At 71.0% G+C, this 23,637-nt stretch carries 23 protein-coding genes; 4 read left to right on the top strand and 19 right to left on the bottom strand.

Going from position 1 to position 23,637, the window contains the following annotated elements; translation table 11 throughout:
* The first annotated feature begins 59 nt into the window (after positions 1-59).
* The gene (locus MMF94_RS02280; protein ID WP_241034354.1) at positions 60-872 is read left to right on the top strand and encodes an IclR family transcriptional regulator; all 813 of its coding nucleotides are present in this window, start codon (positions 60-62) and stop codon (positions 870-872) included.
* Positions 873-946: 74 nt separating this feature from the next.
* Here the strand turns inward: MMF94_RS02280 and MMF94_RS02275 are convergent, their stop codons facing one another.
* The 8 genes from MMF94_RS02275 to MMF94_RS02240 all read right to left on the bottom strand — a co-directional run bounded on the left by MMF94_RS02275 (position 947) and on the right by MMF94_RS02240 (position 8,988).
* Complete coding sequence (locus MMF94_RS02275; protein WP_241034353.1) at positions 947-1,915, bottom strand: ABC transporter substrate-binding protein; 969 nt, start codon at positions 1,913-1,915, stop codon at positions 947-949.
* Positions 1,916-1,971: 56 nt separating this feature from the next.
* Positions 1,972-2,754 (bottom strand): ABC transporter ATP-binding protein, encoded by a 783-nt coding sequence (locus MMF94_RS02270; protein WP_379660246.1) that lies wholly within the window; start codon positions 2,752-2,754, stop codon positions 1,972-1,974.
* The gene (locus MMF94_RS02265; protein WP_241034352.1) at positions 2,738-3,580 is read right to left on the bottom strand and encodes an ABC transporter permease; all 843 of its coding nucleotides are present in this window, start codon (positions 3,578-3,580) and stop codon (positions 2,738-2,740) included. Before MMF94_RS02265 ends, MMF94_RS02270 begins: the two co-directional genes overlap by 17 nt.
* Positions 3,577-4,449: an ABC transporter permease gene (locus MMF94_RS02260; RefSeq protein WP_241034351.1), complete on the bottom strand. Its 873-nt coding sequence runs from the start codon at positions 4,447-4,449 to the stop codon at positions 3,577-3,579. The genes MMF94_RS02265 and MMF94_RS02260 overlap by 4 nt, the downstream gene beginning before the upstream one ends.
* Positions 4,450-4,635: 186 nt before the next feature.
* On the bottom strand, positions 4,636-4,806 hold the full coding sequence (locus MMF94_RS02255; protein ID WP_241034350.1) for a hypothetical protein: 171 nt from the start codon (positions 4,804-4,806) through the stop codon (positions 4,636-4,638).
* A gap of 902 nt (positions 4,807-5,708) precedes the next feature.
* Positions 5,709-7,229, bottom strand: coding sequence for a tripartite tricarboxylate transporter permease (locus MMF94_RS02250; protein ID WP_343961985.1), 1,521 nt, complete (start codon positions 7,227-7,229; stop codon positions 5,709-5,711).
* 1 nt (position 7,230) lies between these two features.
* Positions 7,231-7,782 carry a tripartite tricarboxylate transporter TctB family protein gene (locus tag MMF94_RS02245; protein WP_241034349.1) on the bottom strand — a complete coding sequence of 184 codons (552 nt, stop codon included), beginning with the start codon at positions 7,780-7,782 and terminating at the stop codon, positions 7,231-7,233.
* A 144-nt stretch (positions 7,783-7,926) separates the two neighbouring features.
* Entirely contained in the window at positions 7,927-8,988 is a 1,062-nt protein-coding gene (locus MMF94_RS02240; protein WP_241034348.1) for a Bug family tripartite tricarboxylate transporter substrate binding protein, read from the bottom strand.
* Positions 8,989-9,114: 126 nt separating this feature from the next.
* On the opposite strand from MMF94_RS02240, the gene tcuA reads away from it, so the two are divergent.
* The gene (tcuA, locus tag MMF94_RS02235) at positions 9,115-10,590 is read left to right on the top strand and encodes an FAD-dependent tricarballylate dehydrogenase TcuA (RefSeq protein ID WP_241034347.1); all 1,476 of its coding nucleotides are present in this window, start codon (positions 9,115-9,117) and stop codon (positions 10,588-10,590) included.
* Between the two features lie 57 nt (positions 10,591-10,647).
* On the opposite strand, the gene MMF94_RS02230 is transcribed toward tcuA, so the two are convergent.
* Positions 10,648-12,156 (bottom strand): GMC family oxidoreductase, encoded by a 1,509-nt coding sequence (locus MMF94_RS02230; protein ID WP_241034346.1) that lies wholly within the window; start codon positions 12,154-12,156, stop codon positions 10,648-10,650.
* 288 nt (positions 12,157-12,444) lie between these two features.
* Between MMF94_RS02230 and MMF94_RS02225 the strand changes: the two genes are divergently transcribed.
* A complete protein-coding gene (locus MMF94_RS02225) occupies positions 12,445-13,368 on the top strand; it encodes an LLM class F420-dependent oxidoreductase (RefSeq protein ID WP_241034345.1) in 924 nt (307 codons plus the stop codon).
* A gap of 683 nt (positions 13,369-14,051) precedes the next feature.
* On the opposite strand, the gene MMF94_RS02220 is transcribed toward MMF94_RS02225, so the two are convergent.
* Positions 14,052-15,041: a DMT family transporter gene (locus MMF94_RS02220; protein ID WP_241034344.1), complete on the bottom strand. Its 990-nt coding sequence runs from the start codon at positions 15,039-15,041 to the stop codon at positions 14,052-14,054.
* A 110-nt stretch (positions 15,042-15,151) separates the two neighbouring features.
* On the opposite strand from MMF94_RS02220, the gene MMF94_RS02215 reads away from it, so the two are divergent.
* On the top strand, positions 15,152-15,799 hold the full coding sequence (locus MMF94_RS02215) for a DUF1707 SHOCT-like domain-containing protein (RefSeq protein ID WP_241034343.1): 648 nt from the start codon (positions 15,152-15,154) through the stop codon (positions 15,797-15,799).
* Positions 15,800-15,927: 128 nt separating this feature from the next.
* On the opposite strand, the gene MMF94_RS02210 is transcribed toward MMF94_RS02215, so the two are convergent.
* The 9 genes from MMF94_RS02210 to MMF94_RS02170 form a co-directional block, all read right to left on the bottom strand.
* The gene (locus MMF94_RS02210) at positions 15,928-16,689 is read right to left on the bottom strand and encodes a carboxymuconolactone decarboxylase family protein (RefSeq protein ID WP_241034342.1); all 762 of its coding nucleotides are present in this window, start codon (positions 16,687-16,689) and stop codon (positions 15,928-15,930) included.
* Positions 16,686-17,603: an NAD(P)-dependent oxidoreductase gene (locus MMF94_RS02205; protein WP_241034341.1), complete on the bottom strand. Its 918-nt coding sequence runs from the start codon at positions 17,601-17,603 to the stop codon at positions 16,686-16,688. The genes MMF94_RS02210 and MMF94_RS02205 overlap by 4 nt, the downstream gene beginning before the upstream one ends.
* Positions 17,596-18,045, bottom strand: a complete 450-nt coding sequence (gene pcaC / locus MMF94_RS02200) for a 4-carboxymuconolactone decarboxylase (protein WP_241034340.1) — start codon at positions 18,043-18,045, stop codon at positions 17,596-17,598. The genes MMF94_RS02205 and pcaC overlap by 8 nt, the downstream gene beginning before the upstream one ends.
* On the bottom strand, positions 18,042-18,452 hold the full coding sequence (locus MMF94_RS02195; protein ID WP_241034339.1) for a cupin domain-containing protein: 411 nt from the start codon (positions 18,450-18,452) through the stop codon (positions 18,042-18,044). The genes pcaC and MMF94_RS02195 overlap by 4 nt, the downstream gene beginning before the upstream one ends.
* A gap of 3 nt (positions 18,453-18,455) precedes the next feature.
* Entirely contained in the window at positions 18,456-19,358 is a 903-nt protein-coding gene (locus MMF94_RS02190) for an NAD(P)-dependent oxidoreductase (RefSeq protein ID WP_241034338.1), read from the bottom strand.
* A 91-nt stretch (positions 19,359-19,449) separates the two neighbouring features.
* Positions 19,450-20,286: an N-acyl homoserine lactonase family protein gene (locus tag MMF94_RS02185; RefSeq protein WP_241034337.1), complete on the bottom strand. Its 837-nt coding sequence runs from the start codon at positions 20,284-20,286 to the stop codon at positions 19,450-19,452.
* Complete coding sequence (locus tag MMF94_RS02180) at positions 20,283-21,617, bottom strand: MFS transporter (protein ID WP_241034336.1); 1,335 nt, start codon at positions 21,615-21,617, stop codon at positions 20,283-20,285. The genes MMF94_RS02185 and MMF94_RS02180 overlap by 4 nt, the downstream gene beginning before the upstream one ends.
* Positions 21,618-21,702: 85 nt before the next feature.
* The gene (locus MMF94_RS02175; protein ID WP_241034335.1) at positions 21,703-22,539 is read right to left on the bottom strand and encodes an SDR family NAD(P)-dependent oxidoreductase; all 837 of its coding nucleotides are present in this window, start codon (positions 22,537-22,539) and stop codon (positions 21,703-21,705) included.
* A gap of 120 nt (positions 22,540-22,659) precedes the next feature.
* The gene (locus MMF94_RS02170; RefSeq protein ID WP_241034334.1) at positions 22,660-23,622 is read right to left on the bottom strand and encodes a VOC family protein; all 963 of its coding nucleotides are present in this window, start codon (positions 23,620-23,622) and stop codon (positions 22,660-22,662) included.
* Positions 23,623-23,637: the final 15 nt, after the last annotated feature.

The following is a 23,637-nucleotide window of genomic DNA, read 5'->3' as shown; positions in this document are numbered from 1 at the left end:
GGCGCTGAGGCTAGACATCCATTCCGCCCAGAAAGAAGTAAGTTGGCTATTGTTCCTTCATGTCGAACAGCAGGCCGACGGCCTCGCCGCAGCACCGCTCGCTCGGGCAAGCCGCACCGACCACGTCGGTGGACAACGCCCTGTGGTTGCTAGAGCTGATCGGCGAGCGTCAGGCGTTGCGCGTGGCCGAGGCCGCCGATCTCCTCGGCGTGGCCCGGTCAACCGCACACCGGCTGCTCACCGCCTTGCGCCGGCGCGGCTTCGTCATGCAGGACCGGCCCAACGGCGCCTACCGTCCCGGCCCCGCGCTGGTGGAGATCGGCCTCGCCGCGGTGAGCCGGATCGACATCCGCCGCGTCGCCCGTCCGGTCCTCGAGGAGCTACGGGAGCAGACCCAGGAGACGGCGAGCCTCGCCGTGCTCGAGGGCACCACGATCCGGTTCGTCGACTGCGCCGAGAGCCCGCGGTCGGTCCGGGTGGGCAACCGCACGGGCGTCGTCCGGGCCGCGCACGCCTCCGCCGTGGGCAAGGCGATCCTCGCCGGGCTGTCGGTCGCCGAGATCGACCGGCGCTACCCCCACGAGGAGCTTCCCGCCGCGACGACGGGCGCGGCGCTCACCTCCCGCACGGCCCTCAAGGCGGAGCTCGCGGAGATCCGCAACCAGGGCTACGCGCTCAACTGGGAGGAGAGCGCGGACGGGGTGTGCGCCGTGGCCGCGGCGCTGCGCGACACGGTCGGGCAGCCGCTGGCCGGGCTCGGCGTGGCCGCCCCGAGCAGCCGGATGGGCGACATCGAGGCGATCCGGGACTTCGCCACGCACGTCCTGCGGGGAGCGGAGATGGTGCACGAGCGCCTCCGCTCCCCGCACTGACCCCGAAGATCGCCGCGAGATCGCGATCTGCGCCCCCGCAAGGGCGATCCGGCGGATCTCGCGGCGATCATCCCTCAGCCGGCCACCGCCTGGTCGAGGTCGACGGGCGCGTCGATCAGCTTGTACTGGACCATCAGATCCATCACGAGCTGCAACGACTCGCGGTCGCTGGCGCCGCGCCACAGGTTGATCCGCACCTTCTCGGCCAGCGCCGGGTCGGTCTGGCTGATCCGGGGCAGCGCGGTGCGGAACGACTGCGGGTCGGAGGCGATGGAGTCAGCAGTGGCCTTCACAGCCTGCTGGAACCGCTGCACCAGGTCCGGGTCGGAGCGCACGAGGTCCTGCCGCATCAGGTACGTCCCGATCTGCAGGCCGGGGCGCAGATCCGAGTACGGACGGCCGATGATCTTCAGGCCCTGCCCCTCCGCCACGGTGACGAACGGCTCGATGAGCATGCCTGCGGCCACGTCCCCGCGCTGGATCGCCGGGGCCATGTCCGGGAACGGGATCTCCACGAACTGCACGCTGTCGTAGTTCAGCCCGGCCTGCTGCAGCTGGTTGCCGAGCACGATGTCGTTGATGTTGCGCAGGCTGTTGACCGCGACCTTCTGCCCCGCGAGCTGGCCGATCCCCGTCACGGTGCTGGTCGGCGCGACCATGAGGGCCGAGAAGTCCTGCGCCGGGTCCTCCGAGGTGCTGGAGCCGGCCGAGACCATCTGGATCGGCAGCCCCTGGCTGATCGCGATGATCCCGGAGACGATGTTCGACCCCGCGACGTCCAGGTCACCGCTCATCAGCTGCGGGATCACGGTGGCGCCGCCCGTGGACGAGGAGATGTCGAGGTCGATCCCGGCGTTGGCGAAGTGGCCCTGCTCGTCGCCGTAGGTGAGGAAGTTCAGCGGGGCGCCGGCGGTCTCGGCGATGCGCAACGGCGTGAGGCCGTCCTCACCGGCCTGCGGTACCGATCCGGAACCGCCGCCGCAGGCGGTGGTGAGCAGAGCCGCGGCGGCGACGGCGGCGCCGAGGCGTAACCAGGTCCTCATCTGTGTCCTCTTCTTCGGGGCGTGCTGCTGGGGAGCGGACTGCGTGGGGGGCGGTGTCAGCCGGGGAGGACGGACGGGGTGTCGGCGGCCTGGGGCGAACGCAAGCTCGACAGCACGTGCGAGCGCAGCTCACCGAACCGGGGAAGCTGCTTGGTGGCCAGCTGGTCGCGCTCGGCCGGCAGGTCCACCTCGACGATCTCGTGCACGTGGGCGGGCCGGCGCAGCACCAGCACCCGCTGGGACAGGTACACGGCCTCGTCGATGTCGTGGGTGACGAACAGGACTGTGATGTCGTAGCGGCGCCAGATGTCGAGCAGCAGATCCTCGAGGTCGGCGCGGGTCTGCGCGTCGACGGAGGCGAACGGCTCGTCCATCAGCAGGATCCGGGGCTGGTAGGCCAGCGCCCTCGCGATCGCGACGCGCTGCTGCATGCCGCCGGACAGCTGCCACGGGTAGCTGTCACCGCGGTCGCCGAGGCCGACCGCGGCCAGCGCCTCCGCGGTGGCCGCGGCCGCCTGGGCCTTCGAGAGGCCCTTGTAGGACAGGGGGAAGCTCACGTTGCCGGCGACCGTCATCCACGGCAGCAGCGAGCGGCTGTAGTCCTGGAACACGAAGGCCATGTCCTTCGGCGGGCCGTCCACCGGGGTCCCGTCCAGCGTCACCGTGCCGGACGTCGGGGCGACCAGGCCGGACAGGCAGCGCAGCATCGTCGTCTTGCCACAGCCCGACGAGCCGACGATGCAGACGAACTCGCGCTCGCCCACCGTGAACGTCAGGTCGGCCATGGCAGGCGCGCCGGCGGGGTCGTAGGTCTTGGTCAGGTCACGAACGTCGAGCACCGGCAGCCTCCGTCGGCTTCGGGGTGGGGCGGCGGGAGCGACGGCGCGGTGCGCTGCTCGCTCGGCCGGTGGTCGCGATGTGCCAGTGCAGAACGTGCTTCTCGAACGCGACGAAGAGCGCGTTGGCCCCGAAGCCGAGCAGGCCGAGCAGCAGGGTGCCTGCCCACATCTCGGGGATGTCGAACCCTCGCTGCGCGAGCTGTACGACGTAGCCGACGCCGTTGTCGGCCCCGATCAGCTCGCTGACCACCATGAGGATGATCGCGATTCCCAGTGCCGTGCGGGCACCGGCGAAGATCCGCGGCAGCGCGGCCGGCAACACCAGCCGTGTGAGCCGTGCATGGGCCGGCACGCGGTAGGAGCGGGCCATGTCCAGGGCCGTGCGGTCCACCCCGCGCACCCCGTCGACGGTGTTGAGCAGCACGGGCCACACGGCTCCGAGCGCGATGAGGAAGACCTTCGCGCTGTCCCCGGCTCCGAAGACCAGCAGGGAGACGGGGATCAGCGCGGGTGGCGGCAACGCGCGCAGGAACTGCAGCACGGGGTCCAGCGCTGTCGAGAGCATGCGCGAGAACCCGAGCAGCGCGCCCAGCGCGACGCCGCCGCCGACGGCGAGCGCGAAGCCCGCCAGCATCCGCCCGAGGCTGGGGAGCAGGTCGGTGGGGATGCGGGTGAAGAGCCACTCGTCGGCGAAGGTCGCGCCGATCTCCGACAGCGGCGGGAAGAAGAAGTCGCCCGCGGTGCGTGCCCAGGCGTCGTAGGCCACGAGCAGCAGGACGGGAAGGAGGAGCGCCAGCGCCCAGTCCGTGACACGACCGCGGATCACCGGTTGCCTCCACGGAAGGACGGGTGCCAGTGCAGGACCCGGCGTTCCGTTGTCTGCAGCGCGCTGTTGAGCATCCACCCGAGCAGACCCGCGGCGAGGATCCACGCGTACATCAGTGCTTCGGCACCGCCCGCGGACTGGGCGTCGGTGATCCGGCCCCCGATCCCCGGCACGCCGACCACGATCTCGCTCGTGACGGCGAGGATCAGGCCGATCGCCGACGCGATGCGCAGGCCGGTGGCGATGTAGGGCAGCGCGCTGGGCAGCGTGACCCGCACCAGCACGGCCCGCGGGGTGAGCCCGTAGGACCGGGCCGTGTCCCGCGCCGTCGGGTCGACGTCGTGAACGCCGTAGACCGTCTGCAACAGCACCGGCCAGAAGGTACCGAACGCGATCAGGAAGACCTTCATGTCCAGATCTGACCCGAAGATGAGGACGGCTGCCGGGATCAGAGCGACCGGGGGGATCGGCCGGAGGAACTCGAGCATGAAGCGCGTCAGGCGATGTGCGAGCTCCAACGAGCCGATCAGCACACCGAGCGGGACGGCGACGACGACAGCGGCGGCGATGCCGAGCACCCAGCCCTGCAGCGTCTGGCCGAGCGGGACGAACAGCTCGCCCGAGGTGACCAGCCCGACGAACGCCGGGACGATCTCCGACGGCGGCGGGAACCAGGCGTGCGGGAGCAGGCCGGTGCGCACCACCAGTTCGAGCACGACGACCACGCCGACGATTCCGCTGAGCCCGAGGCCGACGGTGCGCAGCCGCGAGCCGTCCCCTGTGGACGAACCCCGCGCGGCGGTCGCCGGGGCCGCAGCGTGCCCGGCCACCCCACCCGGTGGGGGCGCGGTGCCGGTGGTGGGCTGCACTGATGTCCTCCTTGCGCGGTGGACATACGGGGAGCCACCGATCTGGGCACGAAAGGTATATCGGTGACGCGCACAGGGCTATAACGCGAAGCCCAAGTTCCGCTATAGCGAATCCACTCGGAGTTGCGGAGCCGTAGTGCTGTTCGGGACGGCCTCTCGACAGCACTACGGCTCCTTTCTACGGGGTCACGGCCCGGCGTGGCGAGCGCGGTCGTGCCCGGCTCCCGCCTCGCCCGCCGGCAGCACGGGCCGCTCGCGGTCGGGCGCTTCCGGCAACACACGAATACGGTCGAGATCCCCGCGGCGGCCCACCACGGCGTCGGCACCATCGGGCCCGAGGGGATCTCTGTGGCTCACCGAGCTCCTTCACGCAGCTCCGACGTGCCCACGGGTCCGCTTCGTGGCGGGCACGCGCGGGGTGCATTGTTCAGCGGCCGGCCAGGTATGTTTCCGTTCAGCGAGTGGTGCCGGGTTGAATCCCTCACACCTCTGGAACAGTTCCTGAATACCGGACGGCGATCGGTGCGGAGTTCCTCATCGTCGAGGTAACCGGAGAACGACGATCACGGGCACATCGCCAGGCCGAACGAGAAGCAGTACGAACTCCTATACCCCGTCCGCCATACCTCGCAACGGAACGGGATCCCGAGCGGTGCGACTCCGGTACAGATAATTGTCACGGATGTCCGGCTGTACGTCCGGTCACGGGATCCCTCGCGTGGAGCCCATCCGACATCCTCACGCAGCCGTGTTACGTCGCCACGTCAAGGCCGGCTCATCCGTACCGGCGCGGAGCAGCTTGTATATCGACCGGCCGCTCCGGTAACAACTGTCGAGTACGCGCTCGGCGGTGGCGCCGTGCCGATCGCGTCGGCGAGGATCCGTTCCCGGGTGTCACGGCGGTCAAGATTCGCAGCCCATCGTCAGCGGTCTCCGGACGAGCCGTGGCGGCGATACATCGCGGGCTCACATCAACCTGGTCGACTTACTTCCTACGGCATCGACGCTGTCGTCGACAACACCCCGATCTTTATGCCGGGCAACGTCGAGCCCCTACTCGGAGTTGCCCACATTCACGGACATCGACATGGACCACACCAGCAAAACTCAGCACCACAACAGCGCGACAACGTCGCGGCCACCGACGACAACGCCCGGCGCAGTCCGTCGAGCACGTCGCGGAATGTCCGCATCACGCACATCTGCGAGAGAACCAGTGGCGTTCCGCGTTCGACATCTCCTACCGTTCGGCCGGAATGTCACTCCTCGCCCGGACGACCGGCGGCGACGAGTGACCGCCTGCGCCTCCTGACCACTGGCAGTACCACGGGTATGAGGAGCGATAGCACCACCACCACCCACAGGAACACCGTGATCGGCGACGACACGAGGATCGCCGGGTCGCCCTCCGAGAGTGTGAGCGCCCGCCGGAGTTGCTGCTCCGCGATCGGCCCGAGGATCAGTCCCACCACCGCGGGCGCCACGGGGATGCCCGCCTCCCGCATCAGCAACCCGAGCAGGCCCAGCCCGCACAGCACCACCAGGTCGACGGTCGTGCCACCTGCCGCGAACGCCCCGAGGGTGGCGAACACCAGCACCCCGGCGTAGATCCCGTAAGCCGGGATCTGCAGCAGCTTCGCCCACACCCGCACGAGCGGCAGGTTGAGGACCAGCAGCATGACGTTGCCGACGTACAGGCTCGCGATCAGCGTCCAGACCAGCGGTCCGGACTCGGTGAACAGCTGCGGACCCGGCTGCAGCCCGTAGGACTGGAACGCGGTAAGGATCACCGCGGCCGTGGCCGACGTGGGCAGCCCGATCGTCAGCAGCGGCACCAGCACCCCGGCCGCGGCAGCGTTGTTCGCCGACTCCGGCCCCGCGACGCCCTCGATGGCGCCGTGACCGAACTCCTCGGGGTGCTTGGTCAGCTTCTTCTCGACGCTGTAGCTGAGGAACGTGGGCACCTCCGCCCCGCCCGCGGGCAGGCTCCCGATCGGGAATCCCAGCGCAGTGCCGCGCAGCCAGGCGGGCCAGGAGCGACGGAAGTCCGAGCGCGACAGCACCACGCGCTCCCGCAGCGGCTGCACGGTCGAGTGCCCCGTGCCGGTGAGCAGGTGTCCGAACGCCTCGCTCAGCGCGAAGAGCGCCACCACCACGATCACGACGTCGATGCCGTCGAGCAGCGCGTCGACACCGTAGGTGAGACGGGGCTGGCCGGTCTGCGAGTCGATGCCGATCAGGCCGATCGTGATCCCGACCAGCAGGCTCGCCACGCCCTTGAGCAGGTTCGGCCCGAGCAGCGCGCTCACCGTCACGAACGCGACGGCCATCAGCGCCACGTACTCGGGAGGTCCGAAGCCCAGCGCGAAGTCGGCGACGACCGGCGCCAGGAACGTCAGCGCCACCGTGCCGATGGTGCCGGCGACGAAGCTGCCGAGCGCGGCGGTGGCCAGTGCCGCGGCCGCCCGCCCGGCCCGCGCCATCTTGTTGCCCTCCAGCGCGGAGATCATGGAGGCGCTCTCGCCGGGCGTGTTGAGCAGGATCGACGTGGTCGAGCCGCCGTACATGCCGCCGTAGTAGATGCCGGCGAAGAGGATCAGCGCGGCGGACGGCTCGAGCCGGAACGTGATGGGCAGCAGCAATGCGACCGTCAGCGCCGGGCCGATGCCGGGCAGCACGCCGACCGCCGTGCCGATCGTCACGCCGATCAGCGCCCACATCAGGTTCGCCGGGGTCAGCGCACCCGCGAAACCGTCGAGGAGGAGCCCGAGCTGGTCCACCTCAGAACCCCCAGGGACCGGCGGGCAGGGTGAGCCCGATCATCCGGTCGAAGACCAGGAAGACGGTGGCGGCCAGCGCCCACCCGTACGCCACCACCCGCCATCCCCGCGGGGCGCCCAGCAGCAGCGCCGCCGCGACGAACAGCGCCGTCGCCGACACCACGTAGCCGAGCAGGGGCAGCAGGACGGCGAACAGGATCAGCGCGATGACGAGCGCCAGCACCCGCAGCCCGGCCCGTGACTGCCACGGCGGTCCGGGAACCGCCTCGCGGAGCTTGGTGAAGGAGTCGACGAGCAGACCCGCTCCGACACCGCCGAGGAGCACCCCGACCGGTAGCGGGACGACCGCGGGCCCCACCACCGCCGTGGTGTCCGGCAACTGCACGGCGTCCACGATCACGAGCACGGAGGTCAGCATCATCAGCGCGCCGAACGCCCCGGATGCCAGCACGGTGGTGCGGGGGACGGCCCCGGGTGCGGGGGGCGTCGTATCGGTCTGCCGGTTGGTCATGCCCTCGCTCATCCCCGACTCGCTCATCCCCGGCCCACTCATCGCACTCCCTCGCTGCGCTCGGTCAGCGCTTCGCGCAGGCGCTGAAACACCGATTCGCTCGCACGCTCGCTCATCGCATTCCCTCGCTGCGCTCGGTCAGCGCTGCGCGCAGGCGCTGTGCCACCGATTCGCTCGCACGCTCGCTCATCCCAGTCCGATCTCGTCGAGCACCTGCGACACCCGGTCCTGCTCGGACCGGACGAACTCCTCGAACTCCGGGCCGGCGAGCGTCGCGTCCCCCCAGCCGCGGCGGGCGAGCGCCTCTCGCCACGCGTCCGTGCGGGTCATGTTCACCAGGAGGTCCTCCAGCGCCTGCTCCTGCTCGGGGCTGATGTCGGCGGTCGCGACGACGCCGCGCCAGTTCTGCAGCTCGGCGTCGACGCCGGTCTCACGCAACGTCGGCACGTCGGGCAGCGCGGGCAGCCGTTCCGGGCTCGACACCGCGAGCGCGCGCACCGTGCCGGCCTCGATCTGCGGCATCAGCTCGGAGATCCCGGAGATCCCGATCGTCGAGCGGCCCGACAGCAGGGTGGTGAGCGCCTCGCCGCCGCCGGAGTGCGCGACGTAGCTCATCCGCGCGGGGTCCGCACCCACGGCCTTGGCGATCAGGCCCGCCAGGATCTGTTCCGCACCGCCCGCGGAGCCGCCGGAGATCGACACGGCGGCGATGTCGCTGCGCATCGCGGCGACCACACCGGCCATGTCGGAGATCGGGGAGTCGGCCGCGACCGCCACCACCTGGTAGTCGGTGGTCAGCCGGACCAGTGGCGTGGTCTCGGCCAGCGAGTGCGGGGAGTCGTTGGCCTCCACCGCGCCGATCATGATCAGACCGGTGGTCATCAGCTCGGTCGGGTCGCCGGCGCGGCGGACGAACTGGCTCAGCCCGATCGTGCCGCCTGCCCCCGCGACGTTGTAGACCTCGGTACGCCCGGCGAGTTCGCGCAACGCGCCCTGCATCTCACGGGAGGTCTGGTCCCAACCCCCGCCGGGCGCAGCCGGGGCCATGATCCGCAACTGCCGGTCGCCGATCACGTCCCGCAAAGCGGATCCGCCGACACCCGTGGTGTCCACCGGTGCCGTCGCCACGACCGCAATCGTGGCGACGACGGCCGCCACGAGAGGGACGAAGCGGTGCCAGCGACGGCGGGGGCGGGCAGCCGGGTCACCCGGGTCATCGGCCACCGCCGTCGAGCGTCGTTGCTCCATCCGCCGTCCCCCGTCGTGCACGCACCGGCATGGCGGCACCGGCGCCGTGACACGCCGGTGTCGTCACGCATGGTCGACAGTTGCTTACAGTGACAGGCGTCGGGGGACAAGTGCTGGGGGGCAGAAATGCGAGAAGCAGAAGACGCTGTCGACGTCGTCATCGTGGGTGGAGGCAACGCCGGGTTCAGCGCGGCGCACGCCGCCGCCGAGGGGGGCAGGCGGGTGCTGTTGGTGGAGAAGGGCGAGTCCGCGCAGGCCGGCGGCAACAGCTACTACACGGCAGGCGCCATCCGGGTGGCGCACGACGGGCTCGCGGACGTCGCCGACCTCCTCGACGAGGACTACCGGCACGCCGTGACCGTGCTCCCGCCCTACCCCGCCGCGACGTTCGCCGCGGACATGAAGAAGGTGACCGGTGGCCGCAACGACCCGGCGCTCACCGAGGTGCTGATCGCCGAGAGCCAGGCGACGCTGCGCTGGCTGCACGACAAGGGCCTGCGTTACCGGCTGATGTACGAGCGACAGGCCTATCCGGACGCACAGGGTCGCCAGGTGTTCTGGGGCGGGCTCGCGATCGGCGCCACCGGGGGCGGCAAGGGCCTGATCCAGCAGCACACCCGCGCCGCGCAGGAGAGCGGCGTCGAGATCCGCTACGGCGTGCGGGCCCGCGAGCTGGTGCGCGACGGCGCCCGGATCACCGGCGTGAGCTGGACCGACACCGCGGGCGCCACGGGCACTGTCCACGCCCGGTCGGTCGTGCTCGCCGCCGGCGGCTTCGAGGCCGACCCCGAACTGCGCCGTGAACACCTCGGCGAGGGCTGGCAGCGGGCCAAGGTGCGGGGCACCCCGCTCAACACCGGCGACATGATCACCGCGGCGATCACCGCGGGCGCTGCCACCCACGGCGACTGGACGACGTGCCACAGCGTGGCCTGGGACGCCTGGTTCCCCGGCAACGAAGGCAACCGCGAGCTGACCAACCAGCTCACCCGCGGCGGCTACCCGCTCGGCATCGTGGTGAACACCAACGGCGAACGCTTCGTCGACGAGGGCGCCGACTTCCGCAACTACACCTACGCCGAGTACGGCGCGCGCATCCTCGCCCAGCCCGACGGGCTCGCGTTCCAGCTCTTCGACGCCACCACCCGGCCGCAGCTGCGGACCGAGGAGTACGACATGCCCGGCGTCTCGGTCGTCGTGGGCGAGAGCATCGAGGATCTGGCCGCGCGCATCCACGTCGACCCGGCAGCGCTGCGCCGCACCGTCGACGCGTTCAACGCCGGGATCGACCGCACCATCCCCCTCGACCTCGCGATCAAGGACGGCCGGGCGGCGCGCGTCCAGCCGCCCAAGTCCAACTGGGCGATCCCGCTGGAGACACCGCCCTACTACGCGTTCCCCGTGACCTGCGGGATCACCTTCACGTTCGGCGGCCTGCGCGCAGACACCTGTGGCCGGGTGCTCGACAACGCCGGAGCACCCGTTCCCGGCCTCTTCGTCTGTGGGGAGATGCTGGGCGGGCTGTTCAGCGGCAACTACCCCGGCGGCACCGGACTCACCGCGGGCGCCGTGTTCGGGCGGCGGGCCGGGATGCAGGCCTGAGCCGCAGGACCACCAGTACCCGGGCCCCGTGCGACTCGCGGGGTTCGGGACCGGTGGTCAGGGGTTCCCGGTCATCAGCACCGCCGCTCGTTCGGCGATCGCGAGGGTCGTGGCGTTCGTGTTGGCCGAGACGATCATCGGCATCACCGAGGCGTCGGCGACCCGCAGACCCTCGACGCCACGAACTCGCAGTTCCGGGTCGACGACAGCGCCGTCGTCGACGCCGATCCGGCAGGTCCCCACCGGATGGAAGTAGGTCGTCACGCTCCGGCGGACGTATTCACGGCAGGCCGCAGCGTCGCGAACGTCCGGACCGGGGAGCAGCTCGCGGTCCCGCCACGGGGAGAAGGCCTTCGCCTCCCCCACCTCCCGCGCCCGGCGCACCCCGACGACCATGCGCTCGACGTCGCGCTCCTCGGCCAGATAGTTCGGGTCGATGAGCGGGGCGCCCTCGGGATCCGCTGGGTTCAACCGCACCGACCCCCGGCTGAACGGTGTCATGAGCGCGACCCTCATCGCGTACCCGTCTCCCGCTCCGGGCGTTCCCGTCGACGGGGCCGGCGAGTCGCTGAAGATCAGGTGCAGGTCGATCGGGTCGGCGGGATCGCTGCGGAGCCGGACGTGCGGCTTGCGGACGAAGGCCGCGGCACGGACGGGCCGGGTCGTTCGGTAGCCCACGGTCGTCATCGGATGGTCGTGTAGGCCCTCCCCCACGCCTGCCAGGTCGGCGGCCACGTCGACACCGGCCTCGCGCAGCTGCGCAGCCGGTCCGATCCCGGAGAGCAGGAGCAGCTGCGGCGAGCCGATCGCGCCGGCCGCCAGTACGACCTGCCGCTCAGCGGAGGCAGTGCGCAGCTCACCGTCCTTCGTGTACTCCACACCGCTGCAGCGGCCCCCGTCGAGGAGCAGCCGCCGCGCCTGTGCCCCGGTGACCACCGCGAGGTTGGGCCGCTCGAGCCCCGGGACCAGATAGGCGTCGGCCGCGCTCTGCCGCACGCCGTCGACGACGTTGTACTCGCTCCACCCGACCCCTTCCTCCAGCCCGTTGTTGAGGTCGGTGGCGCCGGGGTGCCCCACTTCGACCGCGGCTTCGACCGCGCCCTCCCACAAGGGGTGCGCCACCTCGCCCTGCGCCACGATCATCGGGCCGTTCATCCCCCGGTAGCGGGAGTCGGGGGCGTCCACCGCGCGTTCGATGCGCTTGAGGAACGGCAGCATCGTCGGGTAGTCCCAGCCGGTGGCACCGGCATCCGCCCATGCGTCGTAGCTGTCACGGTGACCCCGCGTGTGCATGACGGCGTTGATCGAGCTCGACCCGCCGAGGACCTTCCCGCGCGGCCAGGAACAGATCGCGCCCCCAGCTCCTGGCTGCGGAACGGTCTCGTACGCCCAGTCGACCTCGGTGCCGACGAGGAACGTCCACCGCATGGGATCGGCCATCGCTGCGGGTCTGGTGGCTCCGCCCGCCTCGAGGAGCAGCACCTGCACGTCAGGGTCCTGGGACAACCGCGACGCGAGCACGCATCCTGCCGTGCCACCACCGACGACGACGTAGTCGAATGCCACGCGACCCTCCCCAGCGCCGATCCGCTCCCTCGGCAATGCGACGGGATCCGGTGACGGAATCCGGCGGCAGGATTCACAGTGCCATTGCGCCGGTCGCCGCCATGCCGCCCGGTGTCGCCGATCACTCCCGGGTCTTCCACGCGATGACGGGAAAGCCGCATTCCGCCATTCCCCCGGTCCGGAAAGGCCGAATGGTCACGGGAACCGTCTCGCGCCGGGGATGGACGGGCGTGTCCGCGCGGGGCGAACCCCGTTGTGCGTCACCGGCGGCACCGCCAGGGTGTCGGAATGGTTCGCGACTTCCGGTTCTCCTTCAACATCTTCGGGATCCCGTCCCGCGAGGCCCTGCAGGAGGTCTGCCGGCGCGCGGAGAGCGCCGGGTTCGACACCGTCTTCGCCGCCGACCACCTCGGCGCACCTGCACCGTTCCCGGTGCTGGTCGCGGCCGCCGACGCGACCGATCAGATGCGGGTGGGCACCCTGGTGCTCAACGCCCCGTTCTGGAACCCGGCTCTGCTGGCCCGCGAGGTGGCCAGCACCGACATCCTCACCGGCGGCCGGCTCGAGGTCGGCCTCGGCGCGGGGCACATGAAGTGGGAGTTCGACGCCGCGGGCATCCCCTGGGCGTCCTTCGGCTCACGTGTTCACACCCTCGAGACGACGATCACCGAGCTGGGCCGGTTCTTCACCACCGATCTCGCCGAACTGCCGGGCGGAAAGGCGCCGCAACCCGTGCAACGCATCGGGTTCGAGGGATCCGGACCACCGCTGATCGTCGGCGGCACCGGCGACCGGGTGCTGACGGTCGCCGCGCGGCACGCCGACATCATCGGCGTCGCGGGCGCCTACCAGGTGGCGGGCAAGCCGCCGGGGACGTTCCGGCTGGCCACGGCGGCGGAGACGGACGAGCGAATGCGGTTCGTGCGCGAGCGGGCCGGGGAGCGCAGCGACCGGATCGAGTGGCACCTGCTCGTACAGGCGGTGGTGCCCGCCCTCGACAGGCGCGCCGCCGCGGCGGACATGATCAGCAGGTTCGGCAGCGAGATGAGCGTGGACGAGGTCCTGGAGTCGCCCTACCTCCTCATCGGCAGCCCGGAGCAGATGGCCGAGCAGCTGCTGGCGAACCGGGAGCGCTACGGGTTCTCCTACGTCACCGTGCACGAGCCGTTCCGGGAGGCGTTCGAGCCGGTGGTGGAGCGCCTCCGTTCGTGACGAGAGGCGATCCCCCTGGGAGCTCGGGAGAGGAACCCGAACGGGCGCTGTTCCCACCGACCATTCGCCGGGGCGGCTAGCGTCCGCACCCGGGCGGCTGCCGGCACGCCGGGTCTGCCCGGAAGGGAGCCCACCGTGACGTCCTCGCCCCTGGCCCGCAACAGAGTCCGGATCGCACCTCTCGTGCTGGCGACTCTCGCCATCGGCGTCGCCGGATGCTCGAACCCGGGCCGTGTTGCGGATTCCGCCACGCCGACACCGGCCCAGGAAGCCGTCCCCACCGGCCCGTTGCTCGCCGACGTCGCCGAGCAGATCGCCCTGCCGGCACGCACCTGGACGGCGTCGGGCACCCACACGGCCAAGGGGTACACGACCGAGGCGGCCGAGACGACCAGCGTCGAAGGCATGAAGGCCGACTGCGACAACATCAACCTCAACAAGAAGCTCGCCGCCGACTTCCGCAGTGACGTATTCGGTCCTGGCATGAAAGGGTTCTTCTACGAATGCCAGGTGGCCGCCGGACACCAACAAGTACTGGTTCACCATCAGTTCGGCGGACCAGGCCCAGATCGACAAGCTCTGCGATCCGGCCACCACGTACCCGATCGTCCACGACGAGCAGCACGACACCTACTGGATCGACGAGCCGTTCACGTGCACCAGCAAGATCGGCCCGTCGTAGCTCACCCAGGCTCCACCGAGCGACGCCGACGCGGCGGTCGCGCCGCCAGCACCACCGCGCCGAACGTCACGACGGTCGCGATCCAGGTCGCAACCGAGGGCCGGGGGCCCGGGGTCATCGTGTCGAGGGCGAGCGCGCCCGACAGTTGGCCGGCAACGCTGGCCAGGCTGAAGACCAGCACGCCGACCTGACCGACGACGAGCGTCGCTGTCGCGATCACGCCGATACCGATCAGGCCGGCGGCATAGAGCCAGGGCTCGGTGGGGAGCCGCCCGGCCGGGGCAGTGCGGACAACCGGCTCGATCAGCACCGCGATGGTGAGGCTGAGCTCGGCGACGACGAAGCTGACCAACGTGGCAGGCCATGGCGATCCGGCGGCCGCTCCGACCCGGCCGTTGAGGGCGGACTGGACGGCGACCGCGATGCCGGCGAGCAGCGGAAGCACCACCAGCAGCAACGCGCCCTCACTGCCCGACCGGTCGTGGACGGCGACGGCGACCGCCGCGACGCAGACCAGCACGCCGCCGACCCGGGCGAGAGTGACCGCGTGACGTCCGCCCGGTCCGAGCCCCCACCGGTCCGCGAGCAGGCTGCCGGTCGCCGTGCCTCCGACGATCGCCACGGTGAACGCGGCAACCCCCAACGCACCGACGCTGACCCCCTGGCCTGCCACGAACACCGCGCCGCCGACCCCGCCGCAGCAGTGCCACCACCGCAACCCGCCGGATCGCAAGGCGGCGCCGACGAACCGAAGGCCACGCCGCCCGGCCGGAAAGGCGGGCACGAGCGCCAGCAACAGCACCATGCCTGCGGTCGTCGAGGCCAACGAGGCTGCGACCCCATCGCCCAGCCGTGCGCCGAGCTCTCCGTTCAACCGCGCCTGAGCAGCCAACCCGACGCCGGCGAGCACCGCCGCACCGATCGCTATGGCACGCCTGCGACCGCGGGCAGTGCGCGGCGAAAACTCGATCTCGTCATCGCGATCACTCACTTACGAAGATTCTGACCTTCTCGAACCGACATCACAAACGCAGGGACCGTCCACCCCGAGCCCGCTGATCGGTGGATGACCATGCCCTGGTCGCTCGCTACGGTCAGCCCGTGTCCGATCACGCACCCGATGCCCAGTCCCTGCGCGTCTCCGACGCCGAGCGCGAGCACATCATCGGATTGCTGCAGCGCGCCACGGGCGCGGGGATGCTCGACCTCGACGAGTTCACGCGGCGGGTCGACGTGGCGCTCGCCGCCCGCACCCGCGGAGAGCTGAACGTCGTGGTGCTCGACCTGCCGGGAATGACCCACCCCGAGCAGCCCACGGGCACGGCGACGCGACGGAGTCCGGTACGCACCCCGCAGTCGACCACGACCACAGTGGACTCCGAGGGCACCACCGAGCTGCGCAGCGTGCTCGGCTCCATCACCCGCCGCGGCGAGTGGGACGTACCGGCCCGGCTGGTGATCCGGGCGAAGGTGGGATCGACCGACCTCGACTTCACCGCCGCGCGTATCCCCCACGACGTCGTCGAGATCGAGCTGGACGTGGTGGCGGGTTCGGTCGAGATGCGGATGCCGCACGGCTCGCACGTCGAGCACCACGAGGTGCAGTCCGTGCTCAGCAGCTTCGAGGACAAGAGGCGCGCCGCGCCCGACGGCACCCCCGGCCCGACGTTCCGCCTCACCGGCTCCGTGCGAGCGGGCTCCGTGGAGATCCGCTCGCCGAAGCGGCGCTGGTGGCGCGGCGACCAGTAGGCCCCTGCACAGCTACACCGAGAAGACGCCCGTGCTGCGGGTGCGGCGCGTATCCCGCTCGCGCCGCACCCGCAGCAACAGGAGTGCCGGCCGGCGCAATCGGTCCCCCGCGCCGAGCCGACCGGCTGTCACCGGGGAACGTTTCGGGTGAGCTCGGCGAGGATCGGGGCTGCGGTCGTGGCGGCGTGGATACCGATCACGCTGACGATCGCGAGCACCTCCATGATCTCGCCCGCGGTGGCTCCGAGCCGCACCGCGTTCTGCATGTGCAGCTTGAGCCCGGGCACGTACAGGTGGGTCGCCGAGGCGTCGAAGGCGATGTAGATGAGCTCCTTGACCTTCGGCGGCAGCGTCCCTGTCTTCCACGGCACCGAGGAGAACTCGATGTAAGCCTCGAACAGGTCGGGGTCTAGCTCGAGCAGCCCGTCCCAGAACTGGTGCCAGTAGCCGCGGTTCGCCGTGAACTCGGCCTTGAGCCGCTCGCGACGCTCGTCGAGCGGGGCCGGCCCGGAGCGCAGGCCCTCCTCCTCGAGCACCTCCAGCAGCAGCGGGACGCCGATGTTGCTGGCGTGGATGCCGAGCGTGCTGGTGAGCTCGATGACCTCCATGATCTCCTGCTCGGTGGCCCCGAACTCCAGTGCGGCGGCCACGTGCTGGCGGATCCCGGGCACGTAGAGATGCGTCGCCGCGGCGTCGGCGGCGATGTAGACGAACTCCTTGATCTTGGGCTCGAGGTGCGACTCACCGGTCCAGGGGACGGCGGAGAAGTGCAGGTAGGCCCGGACGAACGCGGGGTCGAGCTCCAGCATCCGCTCCCACGGGTCGCCCCAGGTGCCCCGCACCTTGACGAACTCGTCCTTGATCTCCTGCTGCTCTGCGGTCAGCGTCATCGGTCGCTCCTCGGATCGGGGTCCGTCGACTCGCCGGCGCGCAGCCAGCGCACGATCTCGGTGTGGTCGGCATCGGGAGCCAGGGCCGCGGCGGCCTCGCTCCAGAGCTCGACGGTGCGGGCGGCGAGTGCGGACGGCGCGCCCGTCGCCTCGGCCAGGCCCAGCGCGATGCGGATGTCCTTCACCATCAGCGCGAGGGCGAAGCCGGAGTTGTAGGTCTCCGGCAGCACGAAGTTCGGCCACTTGTTCTCGGTGGAGCCGCTGCGCCCGCTCGACCCGTTCACCGCGTCGAGCATCACCGCCGGGTCGAGCCCGAAGCGCTCCCCGGCCAGCAGCGCCTCCGAGCTCGCGAGCAGGTGCGAGGCCGACATCAGGTTGTTCAGCGCCTTGAGGGCGTGCCCCGCGCCGACCGGCCCGACGTGGCGCACGCGACCGAGGACGGCAAGCAGCGGCGTGATCACGCCAACCTCGGTGTCCGGTCCGCCGACCATGATCGTGAGCGTGCCGGCGGTGGCTCCGGAGACACCGCCGGAGACGGGGGCGTCGATCATGACGGCACCGCGGGCGGCCACCCGTTCGGCGAGCGCCTTGGTGCGCATCGGTTCCGAGGAACCCATGTCGATCAGGAGTGTGCCCGGGGTCAGGGCGTCGAGCAGCCCCTCGCCCAGCACGGCCTCGACCACGTTCGAGTCGGGGAGCATCAGAATCACGACCGGGGGCCCGTCCCCGCCCACGGGGACGACCTCGGCCGGCTTGTCGACGATCGTCACGAGGTCGGCGAATGCAGCCCTCGGGTCGGGCGCGGCGTCGTGGCCGCGCACGTCCACGCCTGCCGCGGCGAGCCGGCGGACCATCGGGTCTCCCATGCGGCCCAGCCCGACGAACCCGACTGCCCGCACGGGTAGATCAGCCATGACCGACTCCGTTCCTCTCCGCCGCGAGCTCCCCCAGCACGCGCTCGGCCACCCGGAACGACTCCAGCGCCCCCGGCGCGCCGCAGTAGACCGCGGCCTGCAGCAGCACCTCCTGGATCTCCTCCTCGGTGCAGCCGTTGGTGACCGCGCCCCGGACGTGCACACCCAACTCGTGGTTGCGGTTCAGCGCCGTCAGCATCGCGAGGTTGAGCAGGCTGCGGGTACGGCGGTCCAGGCCGGGCCTGCTCCAGATGTCGCCCCAGGCCGTGCGCGTGACGTACTCCTGCACGGGCCGGGAGAAGTCGCTGACTCCGGCCAGCGACCGGTTGACGTGAGCCTCCCCGAGCACCTCGCGCCGGATTGCCAGGCCCCGCTCGTAGCGAGCGTCCGCCGTATCGGTGCCGGCGGCGCCGTCGTTGCTGCTCGCATCGGAGTTCGTCATCGCTGCCCTTCCGGCGCCAGCAGGGCGCGGTACTCGTCCTCGTCGACCTCGTCCGACCAGACCGTCGGGCCGAGCGAGACGGCCAGGTGGGTCATCACCGTGTCGAGCGTGCCGCCGTGCCAGTGGCGCTCTCCCGGCGGAACCCACACGACGTCCCCGGCCCGGATCACCTCGGGCGGCCCGCCGTGTGAGCACACCCAGCCGCGGCCCGCGGTGACCACCAGGATCTGGCCGCCCGTGTGGTGGTGCCAGTAGGTGCGCGCACCGGGCGTGAAGGTCACCGAGTTGATCGTGTTGCCCTCCGCGGTGGTGGGCAGCACAGGGTCGCCCCACACGGTGCCGGTGAACGTGTCGCTCCGGGCCTGCGTGGGGGTCGAGTCGGGGGCCCGTCCCCGGACGATCTGCATCTCTCATCCTTCCTTGGTGTCGTGGACGCGGGTGCCCCCCGCGACATCACCGATCGCATCCACGACGCGGTTGCTGATCTGATCTCCGTAGCCGAGGCTCTCGGCGAGCCCGAAGCTCGCCAACGGCCCCGCAGCGTTGAGGCTGGGCACACCCAGCTTCCCGATGAGGTCGACGTAGAGCGCGACGTCCTTCGTCATGAGCCGCCCCGTGAGCCCGCCCTCGAGGTAGTCCCCCTGCACGATGTGCGGGAACCGGTTGAGCGTCGCGAAGTTCACGCCGCTGCTGCTGTTGATCACCTCGAGCAGCTGGGCCAGGTCCAGCCCGGCCCGTCGCCCCGCGACCATCACCTCGGCCGAGGCCGCGAGGCTCACCGCGTTGAGGAAGTTGTTCAGCAGCTTGGCCGTGTGGCCCGCACCGGACGCCCCCATGTGGTGCACGTTCGCTGCGAGCGGCTCGAACACCCACCGGATCTCGTCGAGCGCCGCGGCGTCGCCGCCCGCCATGATCGTGAGCGTGCCCTTCTCGGCGGCGGCCGCTCCCCCCGAGATACCCGCGTCGAGGTACCGGACGCCCACCTTCTTCGCCTCGGCGTGCAGGGCCACGGTGGAGGACGGCGCCGCCGTCGACAGGTCGACGATCGTGGCGCCCACCGCTGCTCCGGCGAGCAGCCCGTTCGGGCCGCGCACGACCGGCTCGACGACGTGGCTGTCGGGCAGCGACATCAGGATCACCTCGGCCACCCGCGCCACCTCGGCAGGGTCACCGACCGGCTCCGCGCCGGCCGCCTCCACCCGCGCGCGCTGCGCGTCGAACCCGACGACCGGTACCCCGGCATCGACCAGGCGTCGCGCCATGCGGCCGCCCATGTTGCCCAGTCCGACCATCCCAACTGCAGGCTTGCTCATCGCTCTCCCTCGCTGCGCTCGGTCGACGCTTCGCGAAGGCGCTGTGACACTGGTTCGCTCGCAAGCTCGCTCACCACACCACCTCCTCCACTCACGACTTCTCCGTTCGTCCGGCGACCCGCACGATCAGGTCGGCGAGCTCGCCGGACATGCCGGGCACCCGGTCCGGGAACCGGTCGGGCACCTCGGCGTCGTGACCCGCGACGAGCAGCCGCCCCGGGTCCTCGCTCATCTCGCGCAGCGTGTCGAAGCCGCGGTACATGTCCAGCAGGTCGGCCACCACGAAGAACGGGCGATCGCGCTCGAGCTCCTCGTAGAAGTGCAGCGCGTCAGCGGCCAGGATCACCGCACCCGGCCCGCCGGCCTCGTCCTGGACGGCGACCTGCGCCACGAGCTGCCCCGGAGTGTGGCCGCCGACCACCACCAGCTCGATCCCCGGTGCGAGGTCGAGCGTCTCGTCGACCATCCGCACCCTGCCCTGCGCGGCCGCCGCAGCCAGCCGGTCGAGCTCGTCGGGCTCGGTCGAGTGCGCGAACTGTATGCGCCCGGCGTAGGGGCCGGTCCAGAACTCGAACTCGCGGCGGGCGATCACGATCTCCGCGGCCGGGAAGCTCTGCAGGTTCCCGATGTGGTCGTAGTGCGCGTGCGTGACGACGAGCTGGGTGACCGTGGCCGGGTCGATGCCGAGTGCCGTGAGTGCGGTGACCGGATCGACGAGCAGGGTGCGCCCACGCCGCCGGCCCGCCTCGGCCCCGAACCCGCAGTCGAAGAGGATCGTGCGCTCCCCGTCGCGGACGACCCAGAAGTAGTAGTCCATCGGGAACTCGGTGTCGGGTTCGCCGTATACGTGGAAGTTCAGATAGCTGTCGGATTTGCTCGCGGTCCGTGCGCCATAGCGCACCGCGAGCACCTCGTATCCCGTCTTCATCGGGCCGATCCTGCGGGGACGGCGGCGGTGGCGTCCAGCGCCCGGCCCGCGGTCTCGGGGAGCCAGCGCACCAGAGCGAGCGTGCCCAGTGCGGCGACGACCACCATGTACAGGGCGGGCAGGATGCTGCTCCCCGTCGCCGCGGCGATGGCGGCCGCGATCAGGGGGCCGGGACCGCCGATGAGCGCGAGCCCGAGGTTGAAGCCGATGGCGCTGGACGTCGAGCGCGTCTGGGCCGGGAACAGCTCGACGAGCATGCACACGGTGGTCACGCTGACCATCGACTGGAACACCGCGAAGAGCACCATCCCGCCGACGACCCCCGCGGGAGTGCCCGTGCCCATCAGCGCGAACGCGGGAACGCTGACGATCGCGAGCCCGGTGCCACCGATGAGGTTCACCCGGCGCCTGCCGACCCGATCGCTCAGCGCCCCGGCGAACGGGCAGAGCACCGCGTAGACCAGCAGCCCGATCGCGACGAGCGGGAGGGCTCGCGCCTCCGGCAGCTTGACCGTGGCGGTGAGGTAGCTGATGACGTAGGTGGCGAGGTAGTAGAACCCGAGGCCCTGAACGCTGGAGAACGCGAAGGTGATCGCGATCGCCTTGACGTCACGGCCGGCGCGCCGGACGGGGGCGTCGGTCACCGCGCCCGCCTTCACCAGCCGCTGGAACACCGGCGTCTCGTCGATCCGCAGCCGGATCCACGTGCCGATCAGCGTGAGCGGCACCGCGACCAGGAACGGGATGCGCCAGCCCCACGAGAGCATCTGGTCGGAGGTGAGCGTCAGCTCCAGCGCGAGCACCAGCATGCCGCCGAACGCGGTGGCGAGCGCGGCGGTGGCCGAGACGACGCTCGCGTACCTGCCCCGCCGGTCCACCGGAGTGTGCTCCACGAGGAACGCCGCCGACCCGGTCCACTCGGCGCCGGCGGAGAAGCCCTGGACGCAGCGCAGCAGCACCAGCAGGATCGGCGCGGCGACACCGGCCGCCGCGTACGTGGGCAGCACCCCGATCAGCGTGGTGGACAGCCCCATCATGCCGATCGAGAGCGTGAGCAGCGCGCGGCGACCGTGGCGGTCACCGATGGCCCCGACCACCAGCCCGCCGAGCGGCCGCATGAAGAACGCGACGCCGAAGACGGCCAGCGAGGCCAGCAGGGCCGCGGCCGGGCTCGCGCCGGGGAAGAACAGGCGCCCGAGGATGGCGGCCAGGAATCCGTAGATCGCGAAGTCGAACCACTCCGTGAAGTTGCCGACCGCTGTGGCCAAGGCGACGACGCGGCGAGCGCCGACGTCCATCTCAGAGGCGGTGTCCCCCACGCCGTGCGCCATCGCACACTCCCTCGTCAGCACTCCGTCAGCTTGTTCGATCGCCAGACTGTCATACAATCTCGGACCGAGCAAGATCTGTGCCCGACTACGCGCGCGGGGCGGTTCGCGCGTCCAGCTCGGCGGTGTCCCACGCCCCTGCGCCGCCGGACGGACGCACACTGTTGACGATCGAGGCGCCCCCGTCGATCGAGACCACCTCACCGGTGATGTAGGCGGCGTCGTCGCTCAGCAGGAAAGCGACCACGGACGCGATCTCGTCAGGCGTGCCCGCCCTGCGCAACGGGGTGGTCGAGGCGCGCTGCACCATGTCGGCGCTTCCACCGGGACCGCTGCCGGAGCCGAAGAGAGCGGTGGGCACGATGCCGGGCGCCACGGCGTTGACCCGCACGCCCAGCGGACCGCCGTATACCGCGGCGTTGCGCATCAGGCCGAGCACCCCGTGCTTCGAGGCGTGGTAGGGCAGCAGGTCCGAGCTGCCCCGCAGGCTGGCGATGGAGCCCGTGACGGCGATCGCCCCACCGCCACCCTGCAGGACGTACTGGCGGAAAGCTGCCCGCAGCCCGAGGAACGTCCCCCGCATGTTCACCGCGATCACACGGTCGAACTCCTCGACGGCAAGGTCCGGCAGCGCCGTGGGCGAGCCGGGGATCCCGGCGTTGAGGTGATGGAGGTCGACCCGCCCGAACCGCTCCACCGCGGCGTCCATGTAGCGCTCGACGTCCTCCTCGCGCGACACGTCCGCCTGCACGCCGATCGCGTCGCCGTCGAGCCCGGCGGCGAACGTCGCCGCGGCCTCGCCGTCGAGATCGACCAGGACGACGGACGCGCCCGCACGGGACAGCCGTGCCGCAGTGGCACTGCCGATCCCGCCGGCAGCGCCTGTGACGACGGCGACCCGACCACTCAGGGACTGCTCCGGCATACCCACCCCCAACCGCGAATGCTCACCCGACTGTATGACAATCAGACGAGCACCAACAATGCGGGGTCCCTCGACACGCGAGGGAATGGACCGGACGCCGCAGCCGAGCGCCCGACCGGCTCAGTCGCTCGCCGCCACCTGGATCGGCTCGAGCTGGTCGAGGAGCTCGGTGCGGCGAGCCTCGAACTGATCGGGAAGCTGGAACTTCGACCCCAGCTCCTGCGGCGACTCGTCACACGTCCAGCCGCCCTCGGCGTGGGTGACCGCGAGCTCGAAGAGCGCTCCCCCGGGCGTGCGAACGTAGACCGACTTGAAGTACTTGCGGTCCTTGAGCTCGGAGATGTCGGTGTAGCCGACGCCCTCGATCTCGAACTTCAGCGCGTCCTGGTTCTCCAGGGTCTGGGCGTTCCACGCGAAGTGGTGGATGGTGCCCTCGCCGTAGCGCCAGGTGCCCGGCTCGTCCGTGCGGTTGACCACCAACTCGACGGAGCCACCCTGGCTCGGCTGCCCGACCTGGTGCACGACCCGGTCGCCCTCCTCCACCAGAGACTTGCCGTAGAACGAGTCGGAGAGGAACTCCACCATGTTCTCCGGGTTCGCCACATGGACGCCGACGCCGTAGATGCCGTGGATCGCGTGCTCCTGCGGAACACCGCCCTCGGTCCACCCGACGCGGCTGTCGCCCTCGACGCCCACCAGGGCGTACTCGATGCCCGTGGGGTGACGGAAGAGCAGCCTGCGCTGGTCGAGCACCTCGGCGTTCGCCACCTCGACACCACGGCCGGAGAGCCGCTCCTGCCAGTAGTCGAGCGAACCCGACGGCACCGCCAGGTGCACCTCCCGGGCCTGGTTGGTGCCCCGCCTGCCCATGAGCCCGGCCTGGCGGAACGGGAAGGTGGTGACCACGGAGCTCGGGTCGCCGGCCGCGTTGCTGTAGTAGAGGTGGTAGATCGGCAGGGAGCCGTCGAACAGGACGGTGCGTTTGATGAACCGCATCCCCAGCGTGCCGACGTGGAAGTCGACGTCCTCCTGCGCCGATCCGACCGACAGGGTGATGTGGTGGCTCCCGTGGACGTGTGCCATTGCCTACTCTCCTTC

Origin of the sequence: Pseudonocardia alaniniphila, from assembly GCF_022524485.1 — a bacterium.
GTDB lineage: Bacteria > Actinomycetota > Actinomycetes > Mycobacteriales > Pseudonocardiaceae > Pseudonocardia > Pseudonocardia alaniniphila.
This window is presented reverse-complemented; position numbering and strand designations above follow the sequence as displayed.

Coding starts and splice junctions, on each gene's coding strand:
- MMF94_RS02280 (WP_241034354.1), top strand. CDS start 60: ATGTCGAACAGCAGGCCGACGGCCTCGCCGCAGCACCGCTCGCTCGGG.
- MMF94_RS02275 (WP_241034353.1), bottom strand. CDS start 1,915: ATGAGGACCTGGTTACGCCTCGGCGCCGCCGTCGCCGCCGCGGCTCTG.
- MMF94_RS02245 (WP_241034349.1), bottom strand. CDS start 7,782: ATGAGTGGGCCGGGGATGAGCGAGTCGGGGATGAGCGAGGGCATGACC.
- MMF94_RS02240 (WP_241034348.1), bottom strand. CDS start 8,988: ATGGAGCAACGACGCTCGACGGCGGTGGCCGATGACCCGGGTGACCCG.
- tcuA (WP_241034347.1), top strand. CDS start 9,115: ATGCGAGAAGCAGAAGACGCTGTCGACGTCGTCATCGTGGGTGGAGGC.
- MMF94_RS02225 (WP_241034345.1), top strand. CDS start 12,445: ATGGTTCGCGACTTCCGGTTCTCCTTCAACATCTTCGGGATCCCGTCC.
- MMF94_RS02210 (WP_241034342.1), bottom strand. CDS start 16,689: ATGACGCTGACCGCAGAGCAGCAGGAGATCAAGGACGAGTTCGTCAAG.
- MMF94_RS02205 (WP_241034341.1), bottom strand. CDS start 17,603: ATGGCTGATCTACCCGTGCGGGCAGTCGGGTTCGTCGGGCTGGGCCGC.
- pcaC (WP_241034340.1), bottom strand. CDS start 18,045: ATGACGAACTCCGATGCGAGCAGCAACGACGGCGCCGCCGGCACCGAT.
- MMF94_RS02195 (WP_241034339.1), bottom strand. CDS start 18,452: ATGCAGATCGTCCGGGGACGGGCCCCCGACTCGACCCCCACGCAGGCC.
- MMF94_RS02190 (WP_241034338.1), bottom strand. CDS start 19,358: ATGAGCAAGCCTGCAGTTGGGATGGTCGGACTGGGCAACATGGGCGGC.
- MMF94_RS02185 (WP_241034337.1), bottom strand. CDS start 20,286: ATGAAGACGGGATACGAGGTGCTCGCGGTGCGCTATGGCGCACGGACC.
- MMF94_RS02180 (WP_241034336.1), bottom strand. CDS start 21,617: ATGGCGCACGGCGTGGGGGACACCGCCTCTGAGATGGACGTCGGCGCT.
- MMF94_RS02175 (WP_241034335.1), bottom strand. CDS start 22,539: ATGCCGGAGCAGTCCCTGAGTGGTCGGGTCGCCGTCGTCACAGGCGCT.
- MMF94_RS02170 (WP_241034334.1), bottom strand. CDS start 23,622: ATGGCACACGTCCACGGGAGCCACCACATCACCCTGTCGGTCGGATCG.